This is a genomic window from Priestia aryabhattai (assembly GCF_023715685.1).
In the GTDB taxonomy this organism is placed as follows: Bacteria; Bacillota; Bacilli; order Bacillales; family Bacillaceae_H; genus Priestia; species Priestia aryabhattai_B.
Genome location: NZ_JAMBOQ010000002.1, coordinates 140,988 through 164,845, shown reverse-complemented (window position 1 = coordinate 164,845; position 23,858 = coordinate 140,988). Strand labels below are relative to the sequence as shown.

Below are 23,858 nucleotides of genomic sequence, written 5' to 3'. Positions count from 1 at the left end.
ACGAGGTAATGTTATACTTTCTTCTGAATGCAATAACCACTAAAGGTAATAGATTTGTTCAAAAGAACTCGCCAAGTAGTCAAATCCGCGAGGACGCAGCGTTTCAAACTGCTGATGAATTTTTATTCTTTCCTCTGAGCCTCCAGGAAGATCGTAAAGTTTCGTCACAGGCTGTCCATTATTTAAATATTCAATAATTCTAAAAAGCATGACGCGAAAAGCATGTTTAAGTTCATTATATTCGTCAGGAAAACGTTCCTCCAGTTGGTTATATTCAACTAGTGTTTGATGCAGATGCATAAACGGAAGCTCTTTCCATTCAAGAGATAGAATAAGAACGTCTATATTTGGATGTTTTTTCACAAAACGATAGTGATTACCCCATTGTTCTTTCACTTTCCGCTTAGATATCCCATGTTCTTGATGATAAGCAACTGTAGAGGGATCTAAAACAAACTGCACGCCATTTTTATACAATCGATATCCAAGTTCCCAGTCTTCTGCCCCGTAGCCGACAAAAGTCTCATCAAAATAGCCGGATTTCTTTAATTGCGCTTTTCTTACTGATACATTTCCACTTAAAAATGCAATATAAGGTAGCGTAAATCCCTCAAGTCGCTCTCCGAAATGTTTTAGCCCGCTGTTAAGGAAATAGCGATTAGGAAATGATAAACGCTGAAAACGGTTTGTATCAATATCTTCTTTTGTTACAAGAGGGCAAGGACCATTTGAATGCTGCTTCGTCTGCTCATAGTTTTCATACAATCTTCTATACTCAGCATCGTTATTTACTAGTTCTTTTAAATGAGCCATTTGATCTTCATTATAGTCTGGCATAATAAACGTGTAGACTCCCTCATAATGCATGGCTCCGGTAACCACAAGATTTGATTCGTGCATATGATGTTTATAATGATTTTCAATAAAAGAAGGAGGAGCTAGCATTTCTCCATCTAAAAAGATTAAAAGATCTCCTTCAGCATGATTAATTCCTATATTACGTACTGAGGAACGCCCTTTATTTTGTTTCATTTGAATATATTTAAATTTGAACGGGACATCCACTTCTTTTAAAATATCAGAAGTGTTATCAGAAGAAGCATCATCTATTAGAATGACTTCATACTCAGCGTGGGAAAACGTTTGTTTTGATAAACCGTAAAGTGAAAGAGAAGTTTGATGATATTTATTATAAGTGGGCATAATGATACTAACTTTAATAGGATGTTTGTGATTATTTTTTATGCTCATTTTATATAATGAATGGTCTGTTTGATCAACTTTACTCATTTTTTCATCTAATTTATTCATTTCATTCGCTGTTTCAGCTTTGTCATGGAATTTATTCATTTCATTCGCTGTGTTAGCTCTGTCGTGGGGTTTATTCATTTCATTCACTGTGTTAGCTCTGTCGTGGGGTTTATTCATTTCATTCACTGTGTTAGCTCTGTCGTGGGATTTATTCATTTCATTCACTGTGTTAGCTTTGTCGTGGGATTTATTCGCTTCATTCGCTGTATTAGCTTTGTCGTGGGATTTATTCACTTTATTAGTTGCATCGCCTGACCTATTCCCTTTATTCCCTTTACGCGTTTTATCTTTTCTATCCTTTTTATCCTTTGACTTATTAAGTTTGTCTTTGAGTTTTTTTAAGGAATGTGGACTATTTTTTTTCTTTCTAATATAATACTTTCCATCTTCAGGGTTGTAGTAGTATTTATACGAGTCTATTTTAATCATCCTTTCTTTGTTTTTCTCCTATATACTATTCAATAAGTGACAAGGTGCTTGTATTATATATAAAAAGTTTTAGAAAAGGCGTATATAATAGATTCGCGAACTTTTGTAGGTCGTTCTATTTAATTAACAAAACATTCTCTTATCATAAATAAATGTCCTACTCACCAACATGAAAAAGCTGCTTACAACTTCATGTGTTATAAGCAGCCTCCCTTTTATAGCTGATTTCCATATACCCCATCAATATTCGCAACAGCCGTTTGATCAAATATATCTGCATCCATATTTGTGTTTTTCATTCGCGCACAAGCAGCTGAAATGTCTCCATATGTTGAGTTGATTCCAACAGATTTAACATCCGCTGTGTGTCCGTTGTGAAGAACTTCTCCAAAATTCATCGATCCGTTTCTTGCCATACCATTAATTCTCGTGTTACAGATGTTAATAACTCCTGACATGCTCATACCACCTTTTCTTAAACTAAATTCGTACATCGTATGTTGTGACAAGCCTATGTGTGAAAAATTTCTAATAAGCTAGCAGCACGGTACAAATACTAGTGGAATTATTCATTTCACCCTGCTTCATCCAAAGTTTCCACATGTTTTTACGCTTTTTCTGTTACAATAAATGCATAAGTTATTTTTCATCCATATTGTTTGAAGGAGGATACGTAATATGGACGAACCAAAAGATATTCAACCTAAAGTAGAAAAAAGTTTCGAACTGATTGGCAAGAAGTGGACAGGATTAATCATTTATGTGCTTATGAGCGGTCCTAAACGCTTTAGTGAATTAAACGAAAGTATACCAGCCTTAAGCAGAAGGCTGTTGACAGAACGGATTAAAGAGCTTGAAGACCACGGAATCGTTGTCCGAAATGTCATTCCGGATCGCCCTATTCGTTCTGAATATTCGCTGACTCAAAAAGGAACAGAGTTAGGTAAAATATTAGGACCGATTAGCCAGTGGGCAGAAAGCTGGGTCCAAGATTAGTTTGTGTTATTAAAATTACTCCATAGAAAGGATGAGCATCATGGCAAATGTTCTCTATATTACTGCACACCCTTTAGCTGAAGACGAATCGCTTAGCATGGCTGTAGGGAAAGAATTTATTGACGTATATAAGCAAACACATCCAGAAGATGATGTGGTGCATTTAGATTTATATCAAGCAGATATTCCATACTTAGATGCAGACGTATTTAACGGATGGAAAAAGCTTCGTTCTCACTCTTCCATCCAGGATTTATCAACAGATGAACGATTAAAAGTCGGACGATTAGCTGAGTTGGGCGGACAGTTCGTACTCGCGGACAAATATATTTTTGTCACGCCAATGTGGAATTTCTCTGTTCCTGCGATTATGAAAACGTACATTGATGCGATTACCGTGTCAGGTAAAACCTTTACATATACAAAAGAAGGCGCACAGGGATTGCTCAAAGGAAAAAAAGCAATTCACATTCAATCCCGCGGAGACGTGTATTCAGAAGGCCCTGAAATGGCAAGAGAAATGGGTCACCGCTACTTAGAAATTATGATGGACTTCTTTGGAATCGAAGCGTTTGAAAGCATTATTATTGAAGGGCAAGTAAAGTTCCCAGATCAAATTCCCCAAATTAAAGAAGACGCCATCCAAAAAGCGCATTCAATGGCCAAAACGTTTTAAACTCAATAAATATTAAAAAGACCTCGAAGCTGACCGAGGTCTTTTTCTTTTCTCTCCTCTTCACTACCTTATATTTCCCTTGAAATAATCATCACCTTTCGGCTTGTTTTATGCTGAAAATACATCTTAAACGAAAGCTTAAATGCTGTTATTATTTGTTACTATTAATAACGTAGGTTATCTAAATGTATGTTTTTTTCGTTTTTTAATGATCTACCTTCCCTAAAAACATAATGTTTAAAATTACGTTTCAAAACCAAATATCCCCTTATTAATAAAGGATTTAATCACAAAACAAAAAAGCGTAATCTCCTTAAAAAATTGTAAACTTGATAAAAGCCGATAAAAAACCTTTGACTAAATTTATCACGTAAGTTACTATTAATAACGTAGTAGATGTTTTCGAACATGTTATCTTTAATTCATTAAGCAACACTTTATATATTGAAGACAGAAAGGTGAAAAGAATTATGGCAAAAGTATTATATATTACAGCAAACCCTAACGATGCAACGCAATCATTCGGTATGGCTGCGGGAGATGCATTCATTAATGAGTATAAAGAAGTAAACCCAACGGATGAGGTTGTTCATGTTAATTTATACAATGAACATATCCCTCACATCGACGGCGATGTATTTAGCGGATGGGGCAAACTTGGAAGCGGCGCAGAATTTGACGCACTTACTCCTGAAGAACAGCGCAAAGTTGCTCGTTTAAACGAGTTAAGTGATCAATTTGCTCAAGCAGACAAATATGTATTTGTTACGCCAATGTGGAACTTCTCATTTCCACCAGTAATGAAAGCTTACTTAGATGCTGTAGCAGTAGCTGGAAAATCATTTAAATATACAGAAGAAGGTTCTGTTGGTCTATTAACAGATAAAAAGGCGTATCATATTCAAGCAAACGGCGGTATCTACTCTCGCGGTCCTGCTGGTGAACTAGAAATGGGCCACCGCTATATGCGCATTATGATGAACTTCTTCGGTGTTCCTTCTATCGGAAGCCTATTTGTAGAAGGACAAGCTGCAATGCCAGACAAAGCACAAGAAATTAAAGAAGACGGTATTGCTCGCGCTAAAGAAGCTGCACGTACTTTCTAATAAAAAAAGCAAAAAGGAACATCTAGCCGATGTTCCTTTTTGTGCTTAAAATCATATCTTTGCTTCCCCGCGCAGTAAAGAATAAATATATGTGTCAAACGGGATATCGTTTTGGTACATATACTCTCTTAGCGTACCTTCTTTTTTAAATCCTACTTTGCTTAACAGTGTGATAGATCCACTATTTTGCGTAAACACAACCGCTCCTATTCGCTTCAGGTGAAGTTCGTTAAACCCATAAGAAATCGCTTCATGAACGGCTTCTATTGCGTACCCTTTGTTCCAGTAATCCGGAAAAAGAGCATAGCTTACATTTGCTTTTTTATGTTGGGAAGACCACTCTTGAAACCCTATTGTTCCAATCAGCTTTTCTTTTCCTTTTAGCTGAATTCCCCATTTGATCAATTGCTTTTCTTCGTAGCCTCTGGAAAAATTCTTAATGATCTGCTTCACTTGATCAATCGTTTCCAAAGGTTTTTGCCCGTAATAGCGCAACACGCTCGGATGAGAAAAACAACTTAAAATCTCACCCGCATCGTCTTCTACAATCTCCCTTAACAGCAACCGGTGTGTCTCTAATTTCGGAAACATTCTTTTCCCTCTTTTCTGTCTAGCTCCTATATTCATCATAAACCATACTATACTCCTCCCAACTAGCAATATCCTGCTAAAACATCCCCCGAGAGGACTCATTTCCTATACAAATAGTCGATTTACAGCCGGGATAGTGGTATTTTATATAGTGGGCATAAGTTGCTTTTTATCAACACAGAGGCGGTGAACGTAGAAATGAACCAAGATAAAGAATTGCTGTCCACGGTACACGCTCTTCAAAAAGAGCTGCAGCAAGAAAAAGAAAATCGAGCGTATATGCAAAAAGATATGGATGAACTAAGAAGCGCTTTATTACAATCAGAACAAGTAAAACAAAACTTAATTGATCAGCTAGAAAAGAAAGTAGATTTGATTTTAGCTTTGATTCAAAAAGGAGAAGCATAAAGTAATGGATTTTTTTAAAAACAGCAAAATAGTATACACCATTGTAGCACTTGTTATTGCCCTCATCGCTGTATTTACCAACAACTCGCCCATTTCCCTCATTCAACAGTATGAAAATTCAAGCAGCACATCGAGTACTACATCAAGCAACCAATGCTCTGCAGAGACTCAAAGCGACAGGTTATTTACCGGTAAAGAGCTTGTCTTACAAGAAGGAAATGATAAATACGGATATTGCCACATTCTCGCTCATATGCAAAAACCAGGCGCAGACAATTACCACGGTAAAAGCCAATTCAGCAAGTATTTAAATGAAAAACAAGCGATGTCTATTGCCGAAGAAGTCATCAACGAAGGTGAAGACGGTACCAATAATAAATCTGGCAATTACGTCAAAGAAAAGTATGTTAGCTCTTTAAATCAGTACGTCAGAGTTGTGTATACCGACTACAGAGGCAAGGACTACGACTACAGTGTAACGACCATGTATCCAGTTGGTAATTAACTATAATATATAATGAATAAAAGCAGGCATATGCCTGCTTTTTTCATTACACCTCTCCTAGCTCTTAAAAGAGTCGTTGTAACAACAATACATTGATCGTCTGTTTGATACGCAAATATGTAAAATCTTGCAGGCATTACAGTAGCATTTTTACCTCTTGGATATATTCTGAATATAAAAAAGAAACAGCTGCTTTCCTAATTAAAACGTTCATAATAATCGTTTCTAGAAGCATCGGTTATATACTAAAAAAGATTGAACAGCCTTCCCTTTTCCCTTCCGAAACAATTTAAGCAGCCACAAGCCGCGTGAAGCTTTAACATGACCCTCATCGTAAAACTCATTACGTCATTTCCATTCACCATAAAACATAGTCAATCAACCATAATTGGGCTGTGAATAAGCTTCATATAGGGGTCTTGGAACATATGAATAATTTATCAAAGCTTTATAAAAGTTTTATACACGAAGGGAAGATATAAAAATGCATAATAACGTAAACGCACCGTTTAGTTCTAATGAAAATATGCCGTTCTCACCTGCTATGTCTCACCACGGCTATACAGCTCCTGCTTATGAGCATATGATTCCACACTGCGGATATACAATGCCGGACTATGGATATATGGTTCCTGAATGTGGATATGAGATTCCTCACCACAGATGTAATAATTTCGCCATTATCATCGTACTGTTTATTTTACTCATTATTATTGGTGCATGTGGTTTCAATTTCTGTCACGATGAGTGTTAATCTAAAAAACTCCAGTATAAACACTGGAGTTTTTTCATGTCTTAATAGCCACCAATCCGTTTGGAAATCCTATAGTGTTTCATCCAAATCTAGTGGTCTCAGCTTCTCTTCAATTTCTTTGCGCTTGGGCTCTAAAAATGGAGGCAGCGCCAATGTTTGACCCATCGTTTCAAGCGGTTCATCGGTCGCAAATCCAGGTGTGTCTGTTGATAATTCAAATAAAATTCCGTTTGGTTCTCTGAAATAAAGTGCTTTGAAATAGTATCGTTCTACTTTACCGGAATTCGGTAGACTGTTTTCATTTAATCGACTTGCCCACTTATTGTATTCTTCTTCATTTGGCACACGGAATGCAACGTGATGAACTCCACCTCGCCCTAAGCGAACTCTCGGCAAATCAGGTCTAGTTTCAATATGAACTTCTGCTCCGCTTCCTCCTTCACCTGTTGCATAAACCAAAATGTCCTCTTGATTTTCTGCAAAAGATGGATAAGAACTCACGTAGCGAAAACCCATAATGTTTGTCAGTACGTCAACAGTTGGTTCTGCCGTGCCTACCGTTAGCGTAACCGGCCCTAAGCCGATAATCGCATGTTCTAACGGAATGTCTTCACGTTTCCACGGAACGCCTGCTCTTACGCCTTTTTCACCATTGTCTGCGACAAGAAGCAAGCGTGTACCTTCAAAATCTTTAAATGCTAATGTATCACGATTAGCTCTTTTAGCTATTTCTTCATATTCCACTCCGTACTGCTCAAAGCGTTCTTTCCAAAAGTGTAGAGAATCCGTACTTTTAACGCGAAGCGACACAGTCGAAATGTCAGATATACCTTGATGTGTTCTTCCAAGCCCTGGAATATCAAAAAACGTTACTTCCGTTCCTGGCGTCCCTTCTCCATCTGCATAAAACAAGTGATAAGACTGGGTGTTATCTTGATTCACCGTTTTTTTTACTAATCGCATTCCTAAAACTTTGGTGAAGAACTGATAGTTTTTCTCAGCTTTTCCCGTCAAAATAGATACATGGTGCAACCCTAACAATTCCATCTGCTTCGCCTCTTTTCATAATATATACGCTTTTTAAATTCCACTGAAATTATCTTTAATTTAATTATTTTTAATTAAAGATAATTTTAAAGGATGTACAGCCTGTTTGTCAATAACAAGAAAATTACTGTGAACATAAAAAAGAACCTGAAAACATATTCAGTTTCTTTTTAGCTTTGCTCTAACGAATAGATTATCTTTTCAAACATCGCTTACTTCTTAAGCACACGCTTCACATTTTGTTTCATCAGCTCTGCAATTTTCTTTTCATTCTCACGAGACGTCTGCTCTAGCTTTTCTATGACTAACTGCTGTCTCTCTACTGAATGATTTTGACTTATCTTTTGTTTGCCTTCCATTTTGCTGATGTCGATTTTAAACCCAATGATTCCTTTGCTTAAACCATTCATATAAGCAGGATCAACGTCATTTAATGTATATGTACTATTCGGATTTTCATATTTCGTCACCATCTTACTCAGCAGCTGAAGCAGTTCTGTTGGTTTTTCAATCACTTTCATGATTCCATACACATGAACAGCTTCATAATTCCATGTTGGTACAGCTTGATTCGTTTCATACCAAGACGGTGAAATATAGCAGTGAGACCCTTGAAACACAACCAAAATTTCTTGATTTTCAGCATCTTTCCACTGCTGATTCGGACGAGCAAAATGCCCGTATAAAGCTCTTTCTTTCCGGTTTAACATCAGAGGCAAATGAGTAGCATAAGGCTTTTCGTTATGATACGAAAACACGGTGGCGAATCCATTATCTTCAATAAAATCATACATGATTTGTTCATCATTCACTTTAAAATACTTTGGAATATACATCAGCTCTTCTCCTTTATCTCTTATTTAGTAAAGAATATAATAATACAAGTGTTTGAAACAGCGTCAGTTATGAACTTTTTATGGAGGTCAGCAAACATTTAACCATTTATAAATCGATTTTTTATGAAGTTTATGCTACACTGCTGTGATGTAAACCGCTGATTTTTTATATGTATTTATTTAGCACATGATGCAACTAGATACATATTGGTTAAATAAAGAATTAGCGAGCACACAAAAAAAGAGCTCGTTTAAAACAGCTCCTTTTTCCTATCATTTTATTGATACCTTTTATACGTAAAAACCGCGCTAAAAGTTTCATAAAAATGGAAAAAAGCACTCACTTTACGTAACTGCTTTTTAAATGATGAGCTGATAAACGGCAACTCCTAATAGCCAAATTGATAAAAGCATCCAGACAATCCCTAATACATACATCGATTTACGTGCAAATCGTTCAAACGATACGCCAAAGCATCCTCTAGCTATCCAATACATAGGGATAAGAAGACCTTTAATCCGAACCCGCTTCATTGATTCATCGGATAATGATCGAGATAAAGAAAGAATAATTAAACCAACCATAATAGAAAAAACCGCTATCACTATATTTAAAATATGACTATTCATACGCTCCCTGCTTTTTCCTTTTTTATAACCACTGTTTTAGCATAGCGAAAAGTCGAGGAGTGCATATAAAAAAATGAAATACTAAATAATTTACACTTAATGTGTTAAAAACACAAGTTCTCACCAGAAAGATACTAACAACTCAACAGGAAAAAGTATCCAAACCTTAAGAAAAGGGCATTTTAAAAATAAAAAAACTTTTCTTACTGAAAAAGGATGGATCACGTTGACAACCAATCAAAAGGAATATCTTGAAAAAATAAACGACACACAGGAAAAGCTAGCTAAAACGTGGGCTGAATATTGGCATCACTACTCCAGTCCAGGCTCTTGGCAGTTTTGGGTTACCTTAGGTGCTTTCATTTTACCTTTAGTCATTCTCTATTTTTTAATTGATCGAAAAAAAGCATTCCACTTGGGACTTTATGGATTTAACGTACACGTTTGGTTTCACTATAGTGATACCGCTGGAGTTTATAACGGGCTGTGGACGTATCCTTATCAAATGAATACCGTTAATACCCGTAAGCTTTAGCCTAGATGCTTCGCTTATTCCTGTCTCTTTTATGCTTCTTTATCAATGGACAATCAACCATCATAAAAATTACTATTTATATGCAACCGGCCTTTGTCTTTTTCTCGCTTTTATTTTTAAACCGTTGTTAGAAATGATAGGCTTTTTTCAATTACATGAATGGGTCACTTACGGCCATTTATTCGTGTTTTATCTCGGCGTGATGCTGCTATCGAAAGGAATTACCAATCTGTTTCTTTATTTTGAAAAACATAATTAAATATGGTAAGTGCAAAAACGTAAGCCTCTTCAAAAAGGCCTTACGTTTTTTGTGATTGTTTCTGCTTACTAATGGTCTGCTTCATCAAAAGAAGGTATAGTAGCTAACTTTCCATAAGCCTGTTATGTGTAAGAACCATGGATGTTTGCTCTGCTGGCTAGAATGCTTTTCTCATCTCACAACATCTCTTTTGCAACCTGCTTATTTTTTCTCATGTTAATTTAGAACATGCTGCATCTAGCAATAGCAAAACTCCTGTTATTAGGAAAAACCTCACTTTTACTAAGCCCTGCTTAAATTAGAGTTGTATAAGTCCATTAAACTACTTAAATCATCTAACAACGGGCAGTGGCCCACGCCTTTCATAATTTTTAACGTTGCATTTTCCCCTATGCCTTTCGCGATGTCAGATGCATCTCTTGTAGAAACCATCTTATCTTCATCTCCTTGAATAACCATAGTAGGAATCGTGATTTTTTCCACCTCTCCTGTCCCTTGAACAACACCATTAAAATCGTTTGAAATATTAAATCTCATTAGTGCGTAATTTATATCAATTAAATTTCGCTGCTTGATCGTTTCTTCTAAATATTTTTCAAATTGATCAGCAGACGGCTTATTTTTTGTATATAAAAATTGACGCAGCATCATTTTTAAAAACCATGTGTTTTTTGTTTCTTTCGCGCTTTCTACCATTCGAAATGCTTCTTTTACTTCTTCTTTGGTTTGTATAAAGTTGTTAGGAATAGGGAGTTCTAGAAAAGTTCTTCTTGGAATGGGATATCCTTTGATGTTGACGGAGCTTAAGAGAATTAAATTTTTGGCATCATTAGGATGATCAATCACATATTGCATAGCGACTGCTCCTCCTAATGACCATCCGCTTATTGTAAAAGCAGACAACTTTAAAGCATCTACAAACAGTTTGACATCATCTGATAAATCTTTGATTGTGTGGATAGGTGTATGATAAGTGGAGTCTCCAAATCCTCTTAAATCGATCGCATAAGCTGTGATATGTTCTGGAAGTTCGTTCATTAACACATCCCAGTTAAGGGAAGAATTCATATTTCCGTGAATTAACAAAAGTACCTCTTTTCCGCCCTTTTTCATTCGGTAATTTACTGTTTCTCCATTTGGTAATTCTACTTTTGCTTGTTCTAAAGCAGATACGGTCATCGCTATTTTCCTCTTTTCTTATATAATTAGAACGATAGCTAACATTTATTTTTACATACCCTATTTATCAAGATTTAAGCAGTTAGAAAGAAGTCGTACAAACACTAAGATGATCCTATGTCATTCTATTTGATAAAAAAGGCAGCCAAATACGCTATTTGGCTGCCTTTTTAGGATGAAAAAATATACGAATGAGCAATAAGGCCATTACTTTTTCGGTAAGTCCAATGCTTGGTAGGCAAGCTGATATTTCCCGCCTTCAGCAACTTCTGCATGGTACAGAGCTTTAAGAGCAAAGTTTTTTTCAAGACTGTGCTCTTTCATCAGTCCGTTCAGCTTAACTTGCAGTTCTTGATTGTCTTTAATGAGCTGTTTCATCTGTGATTTTAAATATTTCATGGTGTCTTCCGCTCCTTTCACTTGATGAATATCTATCAAGTATATCACTTAAGGATAGGATAGTGATAAAACGACTTACGATTGAGCAATTAAATCTGTACAGCTCTGTTCTTTAAGCGCCCTACAAGCGAAACTACGATGATACCTGCTATGACAACTTGCATCACATTTCCTGGTATAGAGCCAAGCGGAAGTATCCAGTTACCGTAAAGAATCACTTCGGCAAAATAGTAGCCCACGATTTTTACAATCAGCGCAGCGGCAACTGCCAGTGTGTTCACAAGTGCTCTTTTACCAGGTACTTTTTCGGATATGAGACCTGCTAAAAAGCCCATTGCACCTACGATAATAAACGTAAACGGTGCCCATGCTGTCCAGCCGGAGATCAGATCGAATAACCCCATTCCAAAAGCCCCTGCGATGGCTCCTGTTTTTTTGCCGTAAATAAAGGCTGCTATAAAAAGAGGAACGTTGCCTAAATGTATGAGGCCTCCGTTACCCATGATGGGAAGCTTGATGTTGATAAACATTGTAGCTACAAACGTCAATGCGATAAAAAGCGCATGCATGGATAAAGCTTTGATTTTGGTTGTTTCTCTTGGTGAGTATGTTGAATTCATCTGTTAACCTCTTTCTTTTTTTACTACTATCATACTCTTAATTACATACTTAATAAATACGTAAAACTATTTATTTATAAGGGTATAGAATTCCAGCAGCATACAGACTCTACAAACCTAGAAATTACCTCTATCCGTTCTTAAAAAGATAGACCTTCCTCTAGCATGCTGCGGCTTCTGACTTTTGTTATGCTGAAGAGTCTGTTAGGGCATACTGTGAGCAAATCGTTCTTTTTCAAGAGTTGACGAAGATTGAGAAATATGAGAAGTTATATGTTTGTAGAAGTGAATGGAATAACCTAGAATTCCAGCGGAACCTGTTACTATCATTGTACTGATATTGATAAAGTCCGTTCAGATTGTGGCAGTCACGATTTTTACATACAGCAAGCAAGTTATAGGAGGAGCAAGAATGGATAATAACGATACTTTAATTAGATTAAGATATGCCTTAGATTTAAAAAATACAGAGATGGTAGAAATCTTTAATCTTGGCGGAGTGGAAGTAACAAAAGAAGACGTATTAAAAATCCTTACGAGAACACCGGACGAAGAGGACGAGGATTCAGCTCATGCCGACGAACATATCTCGTGCACGAACAGTATGTTAGATTCCTTTTTAAACGGCTTTATTACGTTTAAAAGAGGAAAACAAGACCCTAAACCGGGACAAACGCCTCCAGCACCTATTCACCACAATCAAAATATGTATAACGTCTTATTAAAGAAAGTGAAAATCGCTTTATCATTAACAAGTGAAGAGATGTTAGAAATATTCGATGACGGTGGAATACGTGTATCTAAAGCAGAATTAGGCGCTTTATTAAGGAAAAAAGGCCATAAAAATTATAAAGAGTGCAAAGAGAATTTTGCACGAAAATTCCTAAGAGGCTTAACGGTACAATATAGAGGATAAAATGATACACACCTTTTCCAATCAGAGTATCCATTACGAAATACGATATAAAAACCGAAGCTCTTTTGCGATAAAAGTAGACGGATACGGAACGGTTGAAGTCCTTGCGCCTAAAGGAACGCCTGTTGAACAAGTACTTTCGTTATTAGAGAAAAATTGGGCGTTGGTTCAGCAAAAAATAAATGCAATGAAAGATAGAACGCATGGACCAAAGAAAAAAGTCTATGAACACGGAGAAAGCTTTTTTTATTTAGGAAAAAATTATCCGATACAGATTCATCACGATTCGAGCATTACAAAGGATTCTGTAGTGTTTGAAGCTGACACGCTGCAGATTTATGTCAATCGGCACGACGATGAAGCGATAAAACAAGCGCTCAAACGCTTTTACTATCAACAATGTAAAGCGCTAGTAACCAAGAGTATCTCCTCCTATCAAAAGCATTTTAAGACAAAGCCGCGTTCCATCTCAATTTCCGATAGCAAAAAAGCGTGGGGCACATGTGATTCCAAGCGGCAGTTAACCTTTAACTGGCGACTGGCAATGGCACCGCGGCACGTAATTGATTACGTAGTCGTTCATGAAATGTGCCACATGGTTCACATGAATCATGACCGGTCCTTTTGGCGTCTTGTTGGGAAAATCATGCCCGATTATCGTGAACAAGAGAACTGGCTGGAAATGTCTAGCTGGGAAATGACGATGTAGTACAGCTAAATAAAAAAGAGCAGAAGCCCCTGGGGCATAATGCTCTTTTCTTATTTTTAACTATAGCGATATTTTCTCAAATCTTTCAAAATAGAAATTTCTTTTAATAATTCTTCTCCGACGTTTGTTTCTAGAACCATTTTTCTTTCTAGTTCTTTATCAACTAATCGCTTTACGGATAAGACGTCTGTTCCTTCTAATAAAATCTCTTCTTTTGAATTAAAGTGTTTGTGAGCGACTAACTGCATACCGTAAGAATTATATAATAATGTGTATCCAGCAATACCTGTTGTGGATTGATACGCTTTTGAAAAACCGCCGTCAATAACAATCATCTTTCCATTTGCTTTGACTGGGTTTTCTCCTTCAATTTCTTTAACTGGTGTATGACCATTAATAATATGACCATGATCAGGATTCAGCTTAAATTCTTCTAGAATGTTTCGGCAGACTTCCTCATTTTCCCGTAAGTAGTAATACGGATTCTTTTTCTCTTTATGCGTTGTTTTATCACTGATAAAATATCTTTCAAACGTCGTCATTGCGCGTTTTCCAAAGAGTGATGAATATTCTCCTGTCCATAAGTACCAGACCATATCTGTTGCCAAATCATCCGTTTCTTCAGGATGTGCAAAAGCCTCTTGCAAATAATGTTCAAACACATCAAGCAAGTTACGTCCTGCATATGCTTTATCTTCAATCGTCATTTTTTCCATGTTTCCTTCTTCATCTAAAGGAATGCAGCCGTGTATTAATAAGTTTCCGTTGTATTTCAAATAAAGGCTGCCTTTTTTCATAAGAAACTTCATATGTCTCGCCAGCTTTTCCGAATGCTGTACAGAAAGTAGCAATCTTTCCATTACATGCTCTTCTTCTTCTAATAACTGATCAGGCTGCGCCGGATTAACCGTTGCAAAGCAGCTGTTTTCTAGCTGATACGTGTTTCCGTATATCGTAATTTCATTTTTATCATAATCAATTTTTTCAAGTAACAGCCTTTCTGACATATTAAAGAAAGGACGTCTTTTTATAATCGGACTTTCAAGCTTGAACTGAATCATCGCAATGGCCTGATGAATTTTAGTAATTTGTAATCGTTCATGATCGGATAGTTTGTCACTCGAGCTTACTTTTGGTCTAAAAGCAGGATTATCATCATAGTATTTCTCTGCCAAGTTAAGTAGAGGTCTCAGGTTAATTCCATATACGTCTTCAATAATATCTAGATTGTCGTATCTCGCGCAGATACGAATAATATTGGCGAGACACACTTTCGAACCCGCAAAAGCGCCGAGCCATAGTACATCGTGATTTCCCCACTGAATATCAACGGAGTGATAGTTAATCAGCGTATCCATAATTTTATCCGGTTCAGGTCCACGGTCATAAATATCCCCTACTACGTGCAGGTGGTCCACAACCAACCTTTGCGTCGTATATGCAAGCCCTACAATAAGCTTATCGGCCTGTCCTAGAGAAATAATCTGCTGAACAATCTTTGTATAGTACTGTTCTTTATTTGTAAATTCATCCGTTTTGTATAGCAGCTCTTCAATAATGTACACAAATTGATTTGGCAATGCTTTACGCAGTTTAGAGCGCGTGTACTTAGAAGAAGCGTACGAAATGAGATTAAGCATACGATCGATGATTTCTGTATACCATTCATATAGTTCTCGTTTGTTTCGAAACTGCGCTTTAATCAACGGTAATTTTTCCTCAGGATAATACACTAATGTAGCAAATTCATTTATTTCTTGGTCAGATAATACATTTTTAAAAAGGTCTTTGATTTTCTCTTTTACATTCCCTGAACCATTTCGCAGCACGTGCTGAAAAGCTTGATACTCGCCGTGTAAATCACTGACAAAATGTTCAGTCCCCTTTGGAAGATGAAGAATAGCTTCAAGGTTAATAATTTCGGTTACCACTTTTTCTTCAGTATCATACTTTTGTGCAAGTAAATCTAGATATTTTGTGTTCAAAACTATGTATCCCCTTTCAAAGTTCACCATTTAATCCAATCATACACTACAACTCAGTAAGCTGAACTGTGATTATGTTGTTTTATACCTTTTATTTAACTCTCTTCTTTTCTCTTCACGCCTCACCCCTTTATTTTAACCTATTTTACGTATAGGTAAAATGGTATAAAGTCTATTTGTCTATAAAGATTTCCCATTCTTTTCCCCTTACCTGATAGAGAAGGTTATAACTATCTAGGAACATAAAAAAACCTACTGATCTCAGTCAGTAGGTTCGATACATATGAAAGAAACGCACATAATAAAGAAAGTTTACACCGACTTCTATACAATACCAGACTTTTTCTTCCCTAGCTGTGAGGAAACTCACAGCGTCAAACACCTGCTGATGTTACGATAAAGATGACCTTTCTGAGACAGGAAAAGTCATCCTTTGTATTATATAAGAACCATCATTCTGTTTGAATCTCTGTTCTTCTACGTTCAGAGATTTTTTTCTGTTGGCTTTGTGTGTGAAGTTACAATAAAGGATTTGAGTACAAAAGGAATTTTAATACAGAAACATATGATACACTTAGGCTATCTAAGTTTACTGTATAAATTTAGTTTCTTAACTAAGCAGGAGGAAATAATATGTGGCTTTTAATACTAGCTATCGCATCTATTGTAATATGGAGTGGCGTATCACAAGAAATTGTAAAATCTCCAAAAGAGAAAAACAAAGAAAAAATCATCACTTTAATGTCCGCAGGTACCTTATCCACCGTAATTCTGACCGTTTTACTTTTTCAAAATATCCGGTTTTAAAACCCTCCGCTAAGCAAGTTAATTATACAACGGGTGCCTTGTAGCAAATGGATTTTACAATATAAAAAAAGCAGCGGATGCAAAACATCACGCTGCTTTTTCTTATCTCTACACCCCAAACTAAAAGAGGATTATTGTAGAGTGTTCGTACAAATATATAGATTTGTGTACTTAGTGAATATTATTCTTTCTGAAATTACCGCCTTTAACTTCTGCAACGTCATATACCGTAACAAAAGCCGTCGGGTCAATTTCATTGATAATTTCTTTCATTTTGCTTTCTTCTAAACGGTTGATTACGCATGTGATTTCCTTAAATTTTTCATGAGAATAACCGCCGTAAGCTTCTTTGTATGTAGCGCTTCGACCTAAACGATCACGTATTGTCTCTACCATTAATGCAGGCTGAGAAGTGATAATCTGGAAGGTTTTCGATCCGCTTAACCCTACTTCCACGATGTGAATAACTTTGGATGCAATAAAATATGCAATCGCAGAAAGAATGGCGCCTTGCAGACCAAATACTAATGAAACGAAAATAAATACAAATGCATTTAAGAACAAAATAAGATCACTTGTTCCAAACGGCAATTTTCGAGAAAGCAGTACGGCCAGCATATCGATTCCATCTAAGGCGCCGCCATTACGCAGCGCGATTCCCATTCCAAAACCAAGGATAATACCGCCGACAACGGTTACGAGTAGTGTATCTCCTTCAATAATCGCTGGAGTGTGATGCATGAGGCTTGTACCGACAGCTAATGAGACGATTCCGAGGATTGAAAATATGGCAAAACTTTTTCCAATTTGTTGATACCCTAACCATACAAAAGGAATGTTGATAACAGCAATTAGAACCCCTAGTGGTAAGCCAAATAGGTTTGAAGCAACGATGCTAATGCCTGTTACCCCTCCATCTGAAACATGGTTTGGAATTAAGACGGTTTCTAAGCCGTAAGCTGCAATAATCCCTCCGATAATGACCATTAATGCTCGGAAAGCAATTTTTAGCCGCTTAGGCCTGTGATGTTTTTTAGTTGTGTTCATAAAATTCCTCACTTTTAAATGTTTTTTACTATTTAAGTGTACCACAAACATTCTCTTTATTTGAACTAAGGAGGCTTACGTATCGTATTTTAGCTCACATAGTGCAATCATCTATATGCAAACATAGATAAAAGTACACTTCTAGCTGTACAGACTCTATCCTTGCAATAAGTCCCTATTTCTGTTAAGTTTAAGAAGAATTATTTTTGTTCGGTAAAGATTGATAAGTTAAATAACTTTCGTCTGTAGATTTGGGCAAGGATAGTAACACAATGTGTGCGTGTCACACTAGGAGGCAACAATTATGGAACAAGGTAAAGTAAAATGGTTTAACGCAGAAAAAGGTTTTGGATTCATCGAACGCGAAAATGGAGACGATGTATTCGTACATTTCTCAGCAATCCAAAGCGAAGGCTTCAAATCTTTAGACGAAGGTCAAGCAGTTACTTTTGACGTAGAACAAGGTCAACGTGGCCCTCAAGCTACTAACGTTCAAAAAGCGTAATCCATCATAAATAGAAAAAGACAGACTCCATGGAGTCTGTCTTTTTCATTACCTTGAAAATGTAATAATAAAACCCTATCCATTAAGGAATAGGGCATATTGATACAAAAATAGTAATCGGTAATACAAATGGTAAATTCAGTATAGCATAGTATAGACAAAATCCAAACTATAAATCAATATTTATTCATGTTTCATTAATTCTTCTTCAAAGAAAAACGTACTTGGATATTTATCCACTGTATAAGAGTATCTTTTCATGTTTTTTACATAATGACTTTTTAAGATGATCACTATTTCATTAGATGCTTTTATATTTACTATTTCTCCATTAGTAAATAAGCTTACACTCATATCCCTCATCCTCTCTTGTATCAAAAATAATCAAATTTTTAACTTTATTTATCGGGAAATATAATGTGCATCTTACAATTTTTTACTTTATCAGCATTTTGGTAGTCAGCAAGCTCTCTCAATGGCTAATCCAGCGAAGGTTAGTTATTTTTGATACCTTCAGGCGTATACGTACTCCTAAAGCATATAGTTCTATAACCATAAGGGGTTTTTTTCTATTTTTTTGCGACACGGGATTTTACATATAGGTAACTCTTCTTTAATAGCGTTCTGTCTCCAATGTCTCTACTTATTTTTCAAGTAATCTTTTTAAATTATTAAAATTCAAAGTAAAAAGACCCCTATGTGGAGTCTTTTTTACTTTGAATTATGCTACTTTATGGACGTTAGCAGCTTGTGCTCCACGTTGACCTTGTTCAATATCAAACGTTACTTTTTGACCTTCTTCTAGCGATTTAAAGCCTTCTCCTTGAATAGAGCTGAAATGTACGAATACATCGTCTCCGCCTTCAATTTCGATAAAGCCGAAGCCTTTGTCTGCATTAAACCATTTCACTGTACCTTGTTCCATAATATTGCCTCCTGGTGTGAAATCCTCCACACTTGTATTACTACCCTTGTCCAACCATACTATCTTAAGATAAAAAATTCTATGGAAGAGATTTCTCTTCTCTTAATCTTATACCGAACAAAAATAATTAACTTAATCGTAACATACAGAACCAAAGATAGCAAATACAGGGAATAGGATAAATCTTCAAACGATAAAAAGAGCCTTCTCTATGTAAATCTATACAAAGAGAGGGCTCTTTTTAAGTGTTCATATTTTGTGCAGTAGTTAATTTAGCAGCTGCTTTTTATTTACTTTATTTTTCTGTTTGCTCCGTGTGCCACCATAATGAATCTTTTGGATTTTCAACCGCTTCATTGTATTCGGATTTAGAAGAAACGGTTGGGTATGAACCTTTAAGTGATTTTCCTGCCGTATTCGCAAACAAGAATAAAATCACGAAAAATCCGATGATGCTCACGATGGTTAGATAGAACGCTGGAGCTAAGTGATTGCCTGTTGCGTGAACTAACCATGTCGCAACTAATGGCGTCGTTCCTCCAAATATAGAAACTGAAACATTAAACGTGATCGCTAATGTTCGATAGCGAATATCTGTGTAGAACATTGTTGGTAACGTTCCTGGCATTGTTCCTTCATACGTAGCAAGGAAGATACCTAGAATAAGAATACCGATTGAAACAAAGACTAAACCATTTAAGTTGATTAAATAGAACGAAAAGGCTGACAGTAAGCTCAATCCGCCTAAACCGATTAAGAAAACTTTCTTGTTTCCGATTTTGTCACTCAGTTTTCCAAACATAAGAGCAAGCGGCACCATTAAAATCATAACTGCTGTAATTAATACTGTACCAACTGTGTTCGATAAACCAATAATTTCATTTAAATAAGAAGGCATGTACGATAATAGCATGTAGTTTGTAATGTTAAAGAAAGCCACGGCTACGAAACAAACAAACACGTCTTTTTTGTGGTTTTTTAAAATAGAGAGGAAGCTTTCTTCTTCAACTTCATCTTCATTGGAAAGTTCATTTTCAAAAATAGGTGTTTCCCCTAAACTTCTTCGTAAATAAAAACCAATAAGTCCTAAAGGCAATCCTAATAAGAAGGGAATTCTCCAGCCCCATGAGGCCATCTGTTTATCCGATAGAAGAAGAAACAGCAAGCTAGCTAGCAGTGAAGCAAGAATATAACCAACAAGTGTACCGATTTCTAGTCCACTTCCAAGCACATTACGCTTATTGTCTGGAGACGATTCTGCAATATACACCATCGCACCAGCATATTCACCACCAGTTGAAAAACCTTGAATGATTCGTGCAATTAATAAAAGGATGGGTGCCCATATACCGATTTGATCATATGTAGGTAATAACCCAATGAGTAATGTGGAAAAGGCCATTAAAATAATAGTGGTGGTTAAAACGACTTTCCTTCCTAACTTGTCTCCAATTTTACCGAATACAATACCGCCTAATGGACGCATTAAAAAGGCAATCGCAAATGTGGCAAATGTGAACACTAATTTGAGTTGATCATTTTGAACTGCGCTAAAAAAGTTTTGACTAATAATAACGGCTAAATATGAATACAAGCCAAAGTCAAACCATTCCATCGCGTTTCCTACCCCTGTAGCAAAGACGCTTTTTTTAGCTTTGTCAATATCTACGACGTTAATTTTTTTCTTGTTAAACTTCATTTCATTACGTCACCTCCGCGGTATACGATTATACAAGACTGAGCAGTAAAGTCAAATTTGACTTACTGAATTCCACACTTAAATGTTTTTGAACACTACTTATTTTTCAGTAAAAAACGAAAACTATTCATGTGATGTTAAATATTAAAAAAGGTTATGGCTAAAGGGATTGAAGCCAAAAATGTTGAGGAAGGAACGCTAACAAATAAATTAATTAAAACCAAAATAAACTTTTTTTATTTCAACGTACAATTCATCGCTACTAAAAAAACGATTTTCGCCTAAAATAGGGATCGCTTTCGATGGAATTACAGTCGTTGAAATAGTAACTTGTCGTTAAAGATAGCGCCTCTGGTTTATAATGTGCTCGGTAGCAATTTCTACTCAGATTATCTGACAATTGTTGTTACAATCCATTAGATATAAGCTTCATTTTTGTAATAGATACACTGTTTCTATTACAAAAATTATGTAAACTTAAAAATAAATATAAAGCTCGTTCTAACAAGTGGAACAATGGATGATTCGGTCCATAGAATAAAACTTTAAGAGTTGGCTGGGGTTCTAGGGATAAAAATTCAACTCCTTTCTCCGTATAATCGTTCGTGGCTTCATGTAGGTCTTCTACTGTAAAAGCAAGCGGGTCCACAATGAGACTTTTGGCATATTCTTCAAATGGAGTAATATAGTAAACGAACTCAACTCCTTCACCAAGCTGTTTCTACGACTGTAAAGATACCCTCTTTCTTTTTTCGAATACCCTCTGAGACGAACTTTAAACCTAAATATATTTGTATAGCTTTGAATATAAGGATTCACACTTGTTACAATAATTTACATATTATTAATATTTTACATTTTTCCCATGAAAAATGAGAACGTTCTATAATATGCTGAGTCTTGTTTTTTTTGTTGGGATTTATCGATTTTGTTTAGCTTCTTTTCAAAAAGAAATACATAAACTAACGGCTATATTCTTCGTCTTTATTACATTCTCCATGACAATAAATTCAGGTTTTTATTTTTAAGAAATTACTTTTTATGATAAGTGACATTTCTTTAACTGAAGTCACCTTGATACTTATTGACTCTCCCATATATTAGAAATATCATAAAATAAAACATACTTTTTCGATAGAAATTACATGTTTTATTATACATAGAACTGGAAGTGATAAAAAATTTACTGGTTTTGCACAAAGAAAATATAACTTGGGGTGGAAAATGATGAAAAAAATGACTGGTTTAGTGTTAACAATGACTTTCGCTAGCTTTTTATCGGCATGTGCACTAAATAGTAGCACAGAAGAAAAAGCTAATAAGGAAACGACTTCTGCTGTACAGACGGCAGACATTAAACAAATAAAAGATCAGGTAATAAAAGCTTCTAACACAGGAAATATTCCAGCTAAAGCGCTAGAAAGAAAAGATATGTTTATTGCTGGAATGTCAGCTCCCGGAGGCGTCTTTTTGCCTTATTTCTACGACAACGGCTGGGATGGAAACGCAACAAGTCCTATCTTTAGTCCTTTAGTAGATTTAGATAAAAACGGAAAGCCCGTTCCGATTTTAGCAAAAAGCTGGGAAATCTCAGATGATCAGCTTGTTTATACGTTTCACTTAAAAGATGATTTAAAATTCAGCAACGGCTCCCCTCTCACTGCCGATGACGTAGCTTTTACATTAACGCTTCTTCACGACCCAGCTTATGACGGATGGGGTGACTTAGCAACCGCTACGATCAAAGGTGGAAAAGACTATAAAGATGGAAAAGCAAAAACAATAGAAGGAATTAAAGTGGTTGATCCTTTAACAATTAAAATCACAACGGAAAAAGTAAACGCAAAAGCCCTCTTACTACTAGGCGGTATCGTGTTATCAAAAGATTATTATGGAAAAGACTATACGTACGGACATTTGGATTATTTAAAGAACCTTTACTCTAAGCCCGTAGGATCCGGGCCTTACAAACTGGAAAAATATATTCCCGGTCAAGAAATACGCTATGTTGCAAACGAAAACTATTATGGCGGCACGCCTAAAGTGAAAAATTTCATTTATAAAGTAACCACGCCAGAAACAACTTCTCAATTATTCGAAGCAGGCGAAACGGACTATGACCGTTTTCCAGCAGAACCGGAAAGCGTAGAGCAGCTTAAAGAGCTAGGTTTTGCAAATATCAAAGTGACAACCGCTAACTCTTATAGCTACGCGTATATTAACAATACTAAGCCGTATCTAAAAGATAAAGCCGTCAGACAAGCATTGATATACGGACTTGATCGTCAAAAGATTACGGATGTTACGTATAAAGGATACGGCACTGTTGCTAATGTACCTGTTTCTCCTGTTTCATGGGCATACACAGAGGATGGCATTAACAAGTATAAATACGATGTCAAAAAAGCTAAACAGCTATTAGATGATGCGGGATGGAAAGTTGGAAAAGACGGGATACGAGTTAAAGGTGGAACGAAGCTGAAAATTAGTTATTTAACAAGTAGAAATGATGATGACTTTATTCCAATTGCAAAAGAAAATTACAAGGCGCTCGGCATTCAATTTAACCCAGAAGTATTAGACTTTAATACGCTTTTGACTAAACTCAATAAAAAAGATTACGACTTAGCCGCCGTTTCTACCCCTATGCTTTCTGACCCTGACGATGCAGTCGCTGATTTAGCTTCGACTCATCCTGATAATTCGGCAGGCTATTCAAATCCTAAGGTAGATAAATTGTTAGAAGAAAGCGTTAGCACTACGGATATTAACGAGCGCGAAAAGATTTACCATGAATTGTATAAAGAATTATCTGATGATCCACCGGTCATATTGCTGAATTACCGCAAAGTTATTCACGCTAATAATGCACGCATTGGTGGACTTAATCCAGATAATTTCACTGGAATTTCTTCGAGCCTTCCAAACCTTTCAATTAAAGAGTGAAGTCTGCTTTCATGTATAGGTAAAAAATGGTGCCTGGT

General features: G+C 36.2%; 26 protein-coding genes. 12 read left to right on the top strand and 14 right to left on the bottom strand.

Going from position 1 to position 23,858, the window contains the following annotated elements; genetic code table 11:
- Nucleotides 1-39: 39 nt before the first annotated feature.
- Nucleotides 40-1,740 carry a glycosyltransferase family 2 protein gene (locus M3225_RS07465; RefSeq protein WP_251392144.1) on the bottom strand — a complete coding sequence of 567 codons (1,701 nt, stop codon included), beginning with the start codon at nt 1,738-1,740 and terminating at the stop codon, nt 40-42.
- Between the two features lie 215 nt (nt 1,741-1,955).
- Nucleotides 1,956-2,198 carry a spore germination protein gene (locus M3225_RS07460; RefSeq protein ID WP_251392143.1) on the bottom strand — a complete coding sequence of 81 codons (243 nt, stop codon included), beginning with the start codon at nt 2,196-2,198 and terminating at the stop codon, nt 1,956-1,958.
- 220 nt (nt 2,199-2,418) lie between these two features.
- Here M3225_RS07460 and M3225_RS07455 point away from each other — a divergent pair, with 220 nt between their 5' ends.
- The 3 genes from M3225_RS07455 (at nt 2,419) to M3225_RS07445 (ending at nt 4,518) form a co-directional block, all read left to right on the top strand.
- Nucleotides 2,419-2,736, top strand: a complete 318-nt coding sequence (locus M3225_RS07455) for a winged helix-turn-helix transcriptional regulator (RefSeq protein WP_013058076.1) — start codon at nt 2,419-2,421, stop codon at nt 2,734-2,736.
- Nucleotides 2,737-2,776: 40 nt separating this feature from the next.
- Nucleotides 2,777-3,412: an FMN-dependent NADH-azoreductase gene (locus tag M3225_RS07450; RefSeq protein WP_251392142.1), complete on the top strand. Its 636-nt coding sequence runs from the start codon at nt 2,777-2,779 to the stop codon at nt 3,410-3,412.
- Nucleotides 3,413-3,882: 470 nt separating this feature from the next.
- Nucleotides 3,883-4,518 carry an FMN-dependent NADH-azoreductase gene (locus tag M3225_RS07445; protein ID WP_251392141.1) on the top strand — a complete coding sequence of 212 codons (636 nt, stop codon included), beginning with the start codon at nt 3,883-3,885 and terminating at the stop codon, nt 4,516-4,518.
- 51 nt (nt 4,519-4,569) lie between these two features.
- Here the strand turns inward: M3225_RS07445 and M3225_RS07440 are convergent, their stop codons facing one another.
- Nucleotides 4,570-5,109, bottom strand: a complete 540-nt coding sequence (locus M3225_RS07440; RefSeq protein ID WP_251392140.1) for a GNAT family N-acetyltransferase — start codon at nt 5,107-5,109, stop codon at nt 4,570-4,572.
- A gap of 198 nt (nt 5,110-5,307) precedes the next feature.
- Here M3225_RS07440 and M3225_RS07435 point away from each other — a divergent pair, with 198 nt between their 5' ends.
- The 3 genes from M3225_RS07435 (at nt 5,308) to M3225_RS07425 (ending at nt 6,776) form a co-directional block, all read left to right on the top strand.
- A complete protein-coding gene (locus M3225_RS07435; RefSeq protein ID WP_251392139.1) occupies nt 5,308-5,517 on the top strand; it encodes a hypothetical protein in 210 nt (69 codons plus the stop codon).
- Nucleotides 5,518-5,521: 4 nt separating this feature from the next.
- On the top strand, nt 5,522-6,022 hold the full coding sequence (locus tag M3225_RS07430) for a hypothetical protein (RefSeq protein WP_251392137.1): 501 nt from the start codon (nt 5,522-5,524) through the stop codon (nt 6,020-6,022).
- A gap of 484 nt (nt 6,023-6,506) precedes the next feature.
- Nucleotides 6,507-6,776 carry a YjcZ family sporulation protein gene (locus tag M3225_RS07425; protein ID WP_251392135.1) on the top strand — a complete coding sequence of 90 codons (270 nt, stop codon included), beginning with the start codon at nt 6,507-6,509 and terminating at the stop codon, nt 6,774-6,776.
- A 69-nt stretch (nt 6,777-6,845) separates the two neighbouring features.
- Here M3225_RS07425 and M3225_RS07420 read toward each other — a convergent pair whose 3' ends face one another.
- The 3 genes from M3225_RS07420 to M3225_RS07410 form a co-directional block, all read right to left on the bottom strand.
- Nucleotides 6,846-7,823, bottom strand: coding sequence for a ring-cleaving dioxygenase (locus M3225_RS07420; protein WP_251392133.1), 978 nt, complete (start codon nt 7,821-7,823; stop codon nt 6,846-6,848).
- 212 nt (nt 7,824-8,035) lie between these two features.
- Nucleotides 8,036-8,659 carry an FMN-binding negative transcriptional regulator gene (locus M3225_RS07415; RefSeq protein ID WP_251392131.1) on the bottom strand — a complete coding sequence of 208 codons (624 nt, stop codon included), beginning with the start codon at nt 8,657-8,659 and terminating at the stop codon, nt 8,036-8,038.
- Nucleotides 8,660-9,019: 360 nt separating this feature from the next.
- Nucleotides 9,020-9,289, bottom strand: coding sequence for a hypothetical protein (locus M3225_RS07410; protein ID WP_251392129.1), 270 nt, complete (start codon nt 9,287-9,289; stop codon nt 9,020-9,022).
- Between the two features lie 226 nt (nt 9,290-9,515).
- Between M3225_RS07410 and M3225_RS07405 the strand changes: the two genes are divergently transcribed.
- Nucleotides 9,516-9,824, top strand: a complete 309-nt coding sequence (locus M3225_RS07405; protein ID WP_251392127.1) for a hypothetical protein — start codon at nt 9,516-9,518, stop codon at nt 9,822-9,824.
- A 541-nt stretch (nt 9,825-10,365) separates the two neighbouring features.
- On the opposite strand, the gene phaZ is transcribed toward M3225_RS07405, so the two are convergent.
- The 3 genes from phaZ to M3225_RS07390 form a co-directional block, all read right to left on the bottom strand.
- Nucleotides 10,366-11,262, bottom strand: a complete 897-nt coding sequence (gene phaZ / locus M3225_RS07400; protein ID WP_251392126.1) for an intracellular short-chain-length polyhydroxyalkanoate depolymerase — start codon at nt 11,260-11,262, stop codon at nt 10,366-10,368.
- A 207-nt stretch (nt 11,263-11,469) separates the two neighbouring features.
- The gene (locus tag M3225_RS07395) at nt 11,470-11,661 is read right to left on the bottom strand and encodes a hypothetical protein (protein ID WP_251392125.1); all 192 of its coding nucleotides are present in this window, start codon (nt 11,659-11,661) and stop codon (nt 11,470-11,472) included.
- 89 nt (nt 11,662-11,750) lie between these two features.
- A complete protein-coding gene (locus M3225_RS07390; protein ID WP_251392124.1) occupies nt 11,751-12,281 on the bottom strand; it encodes an ECF transporter S component in 531 nt (176 codons plus the stop codon).
- Between the two features lie 412 nt (nt 12,282-12,693).
- On the opposite strand from M3225_RS07390, the gene M3225_RS07385 reads away from it, so the two are divergent.
- A complete protein-coding gene (locus tag M3225_RS07385) occupies nt 12,694-13,197 on the top strand; it encodes a YehS family protein (RefSeq protein WP_251392123.1) in 504 nt (167 codons plus the stop codon).
- Between the two features lies 1 nt (nt 13,198).
- Nucleotides 13,199-13,906 carry a M48 family metallopeptidase gene (locus M3225_RS07380; RefSeq protein ID WP_251392121.1) on the top strand — a complete coding sequence of 236 codons (708 nt, stop codon included), beginning with the start codon at nt 13,199-13,201 and terminating at the stop codon, nt 13,904-13,906.
- A 56-nt stretch (nt 13,907-13,962) separates the two neighbouring features.
- On the opposite strand, the gene fbp is transcribed toward M3225_RS07380, so the two are convergent.
- Nucleotides 13,963-15,891 carry a fructose-1,6-bisphosphatase gene (gene fbp, locus M3225_RS07375; protein ID WP_251392119.1) on the bottom strand — a complete coding sequence of 643 codons (1,929 nt, stop codon included), beginning with the start codon at nt 15,889-15,891 and terminating at the stop codon, nt 13,963-13,965.
- Nucleotides 15,892-16,524: 633 nt separating this feature from the next.
- On the opposite strand from fbp, the gene M3225_RS07370 reads away from it, so the two are divergent.
- Nucleotides 16,525-16,698 (top strand): hypothetical protein, encoded by a 174-nt coding sequence (locus tag M3225_RS07370; RefSeq protein WP_251392116.1) that lies wholly within the window; start codon nt 16,525-16,527, stop codon nt 16,696-16,698.
- A 171-nt stretch (nt 16,699-16,869) separates the two neighbouring features.
- On the opposite strand, the gene M3225_RS07365 is transcribed toward M3225_RS07370, so the two are convergent.
- The gene (locus M3225_RS07365; protein WP_013058095.1) at nt 16,870-17,745 is read right to left on the bottom strand and encodes a YitT family protein; all 876 of its coding nucleotides are present in this window, start codon (nt 17,743-17,745) and stop codon (nt 16,870-16,872) included.
- Between the two features lie 304 nt (nt 17,746-18,049).
- On the opposite strand from M3225_RS07365, the gene M3225_RS07360 reads away from it, so the two are divergent.
- Nucleotides 18,050-18,250: a cold-shock protein gene (locus tag M3225_RS07360; protein WP_116075267.1), complete on the top strand. Its 201-nt coding sequence runs from the start codon at nt 18,050-18,052 to the stop codon at nt 18,248-18,250.
- A 183-nt stretch (nt 18,251-18,433) separates the two neighbouring features.
- Here M3225_RS07360 and M3225_RS07355 read toward each other — a convergent pair whose 3' ends face one another.
- The 3 genes from M3225_RS07355 to M3225_RS07345 form a co-directional block, all read right to left on the bottom strand.
- Nucleotides 18,434-18,604 carry a hypothetical protein gene (locus M3225_RS07355; protein WP_192885584.1) on the bottom strand — a complete coding sequence of 57 codons (171 nt, stop codon included), beginning with the start codon at nt 18,602-18,604 and terminating at the stop codon, nt 18,434-18,436.
- 367 nt (nt 18,605-18,971) lie between these two features.
- A complete protein-coding gene (locus tag M3225_RS07350; protein ID WP_013056405.1) occupies nt 18,972-19,175 on the bottom strand; it encodes a cold-shock protein in 204 nt (67 codons plus the stop codon).
- A gap of 295 nt (nt 19,176-19,470) precedes the next feature.
- Entirely contained in the window at nt 19,471-20,874 is a 1,404-nt protein-coding gene (locus M3225_RS07345; protein ID WP_251392114.1) for an MFS transporter, read from the bottom strand.
- Between the two features lie 1,224 nt (nt 20,875-22,098).
- Between M3225_RS07345 and M3225_RS07340 the strand changes: the two genes are divergently transcribed.
- Entirely contained in the window at nt 22,099-23,820 is a 1,722-nt protein-coding gene (locus M3225_RS07340; protein WP_251392112.1) for an ABC transporter substrate-binding protein, read from the top strand.
- Nucleotides 23,821-23,858 lie beyond the last annotated feature (38 nt).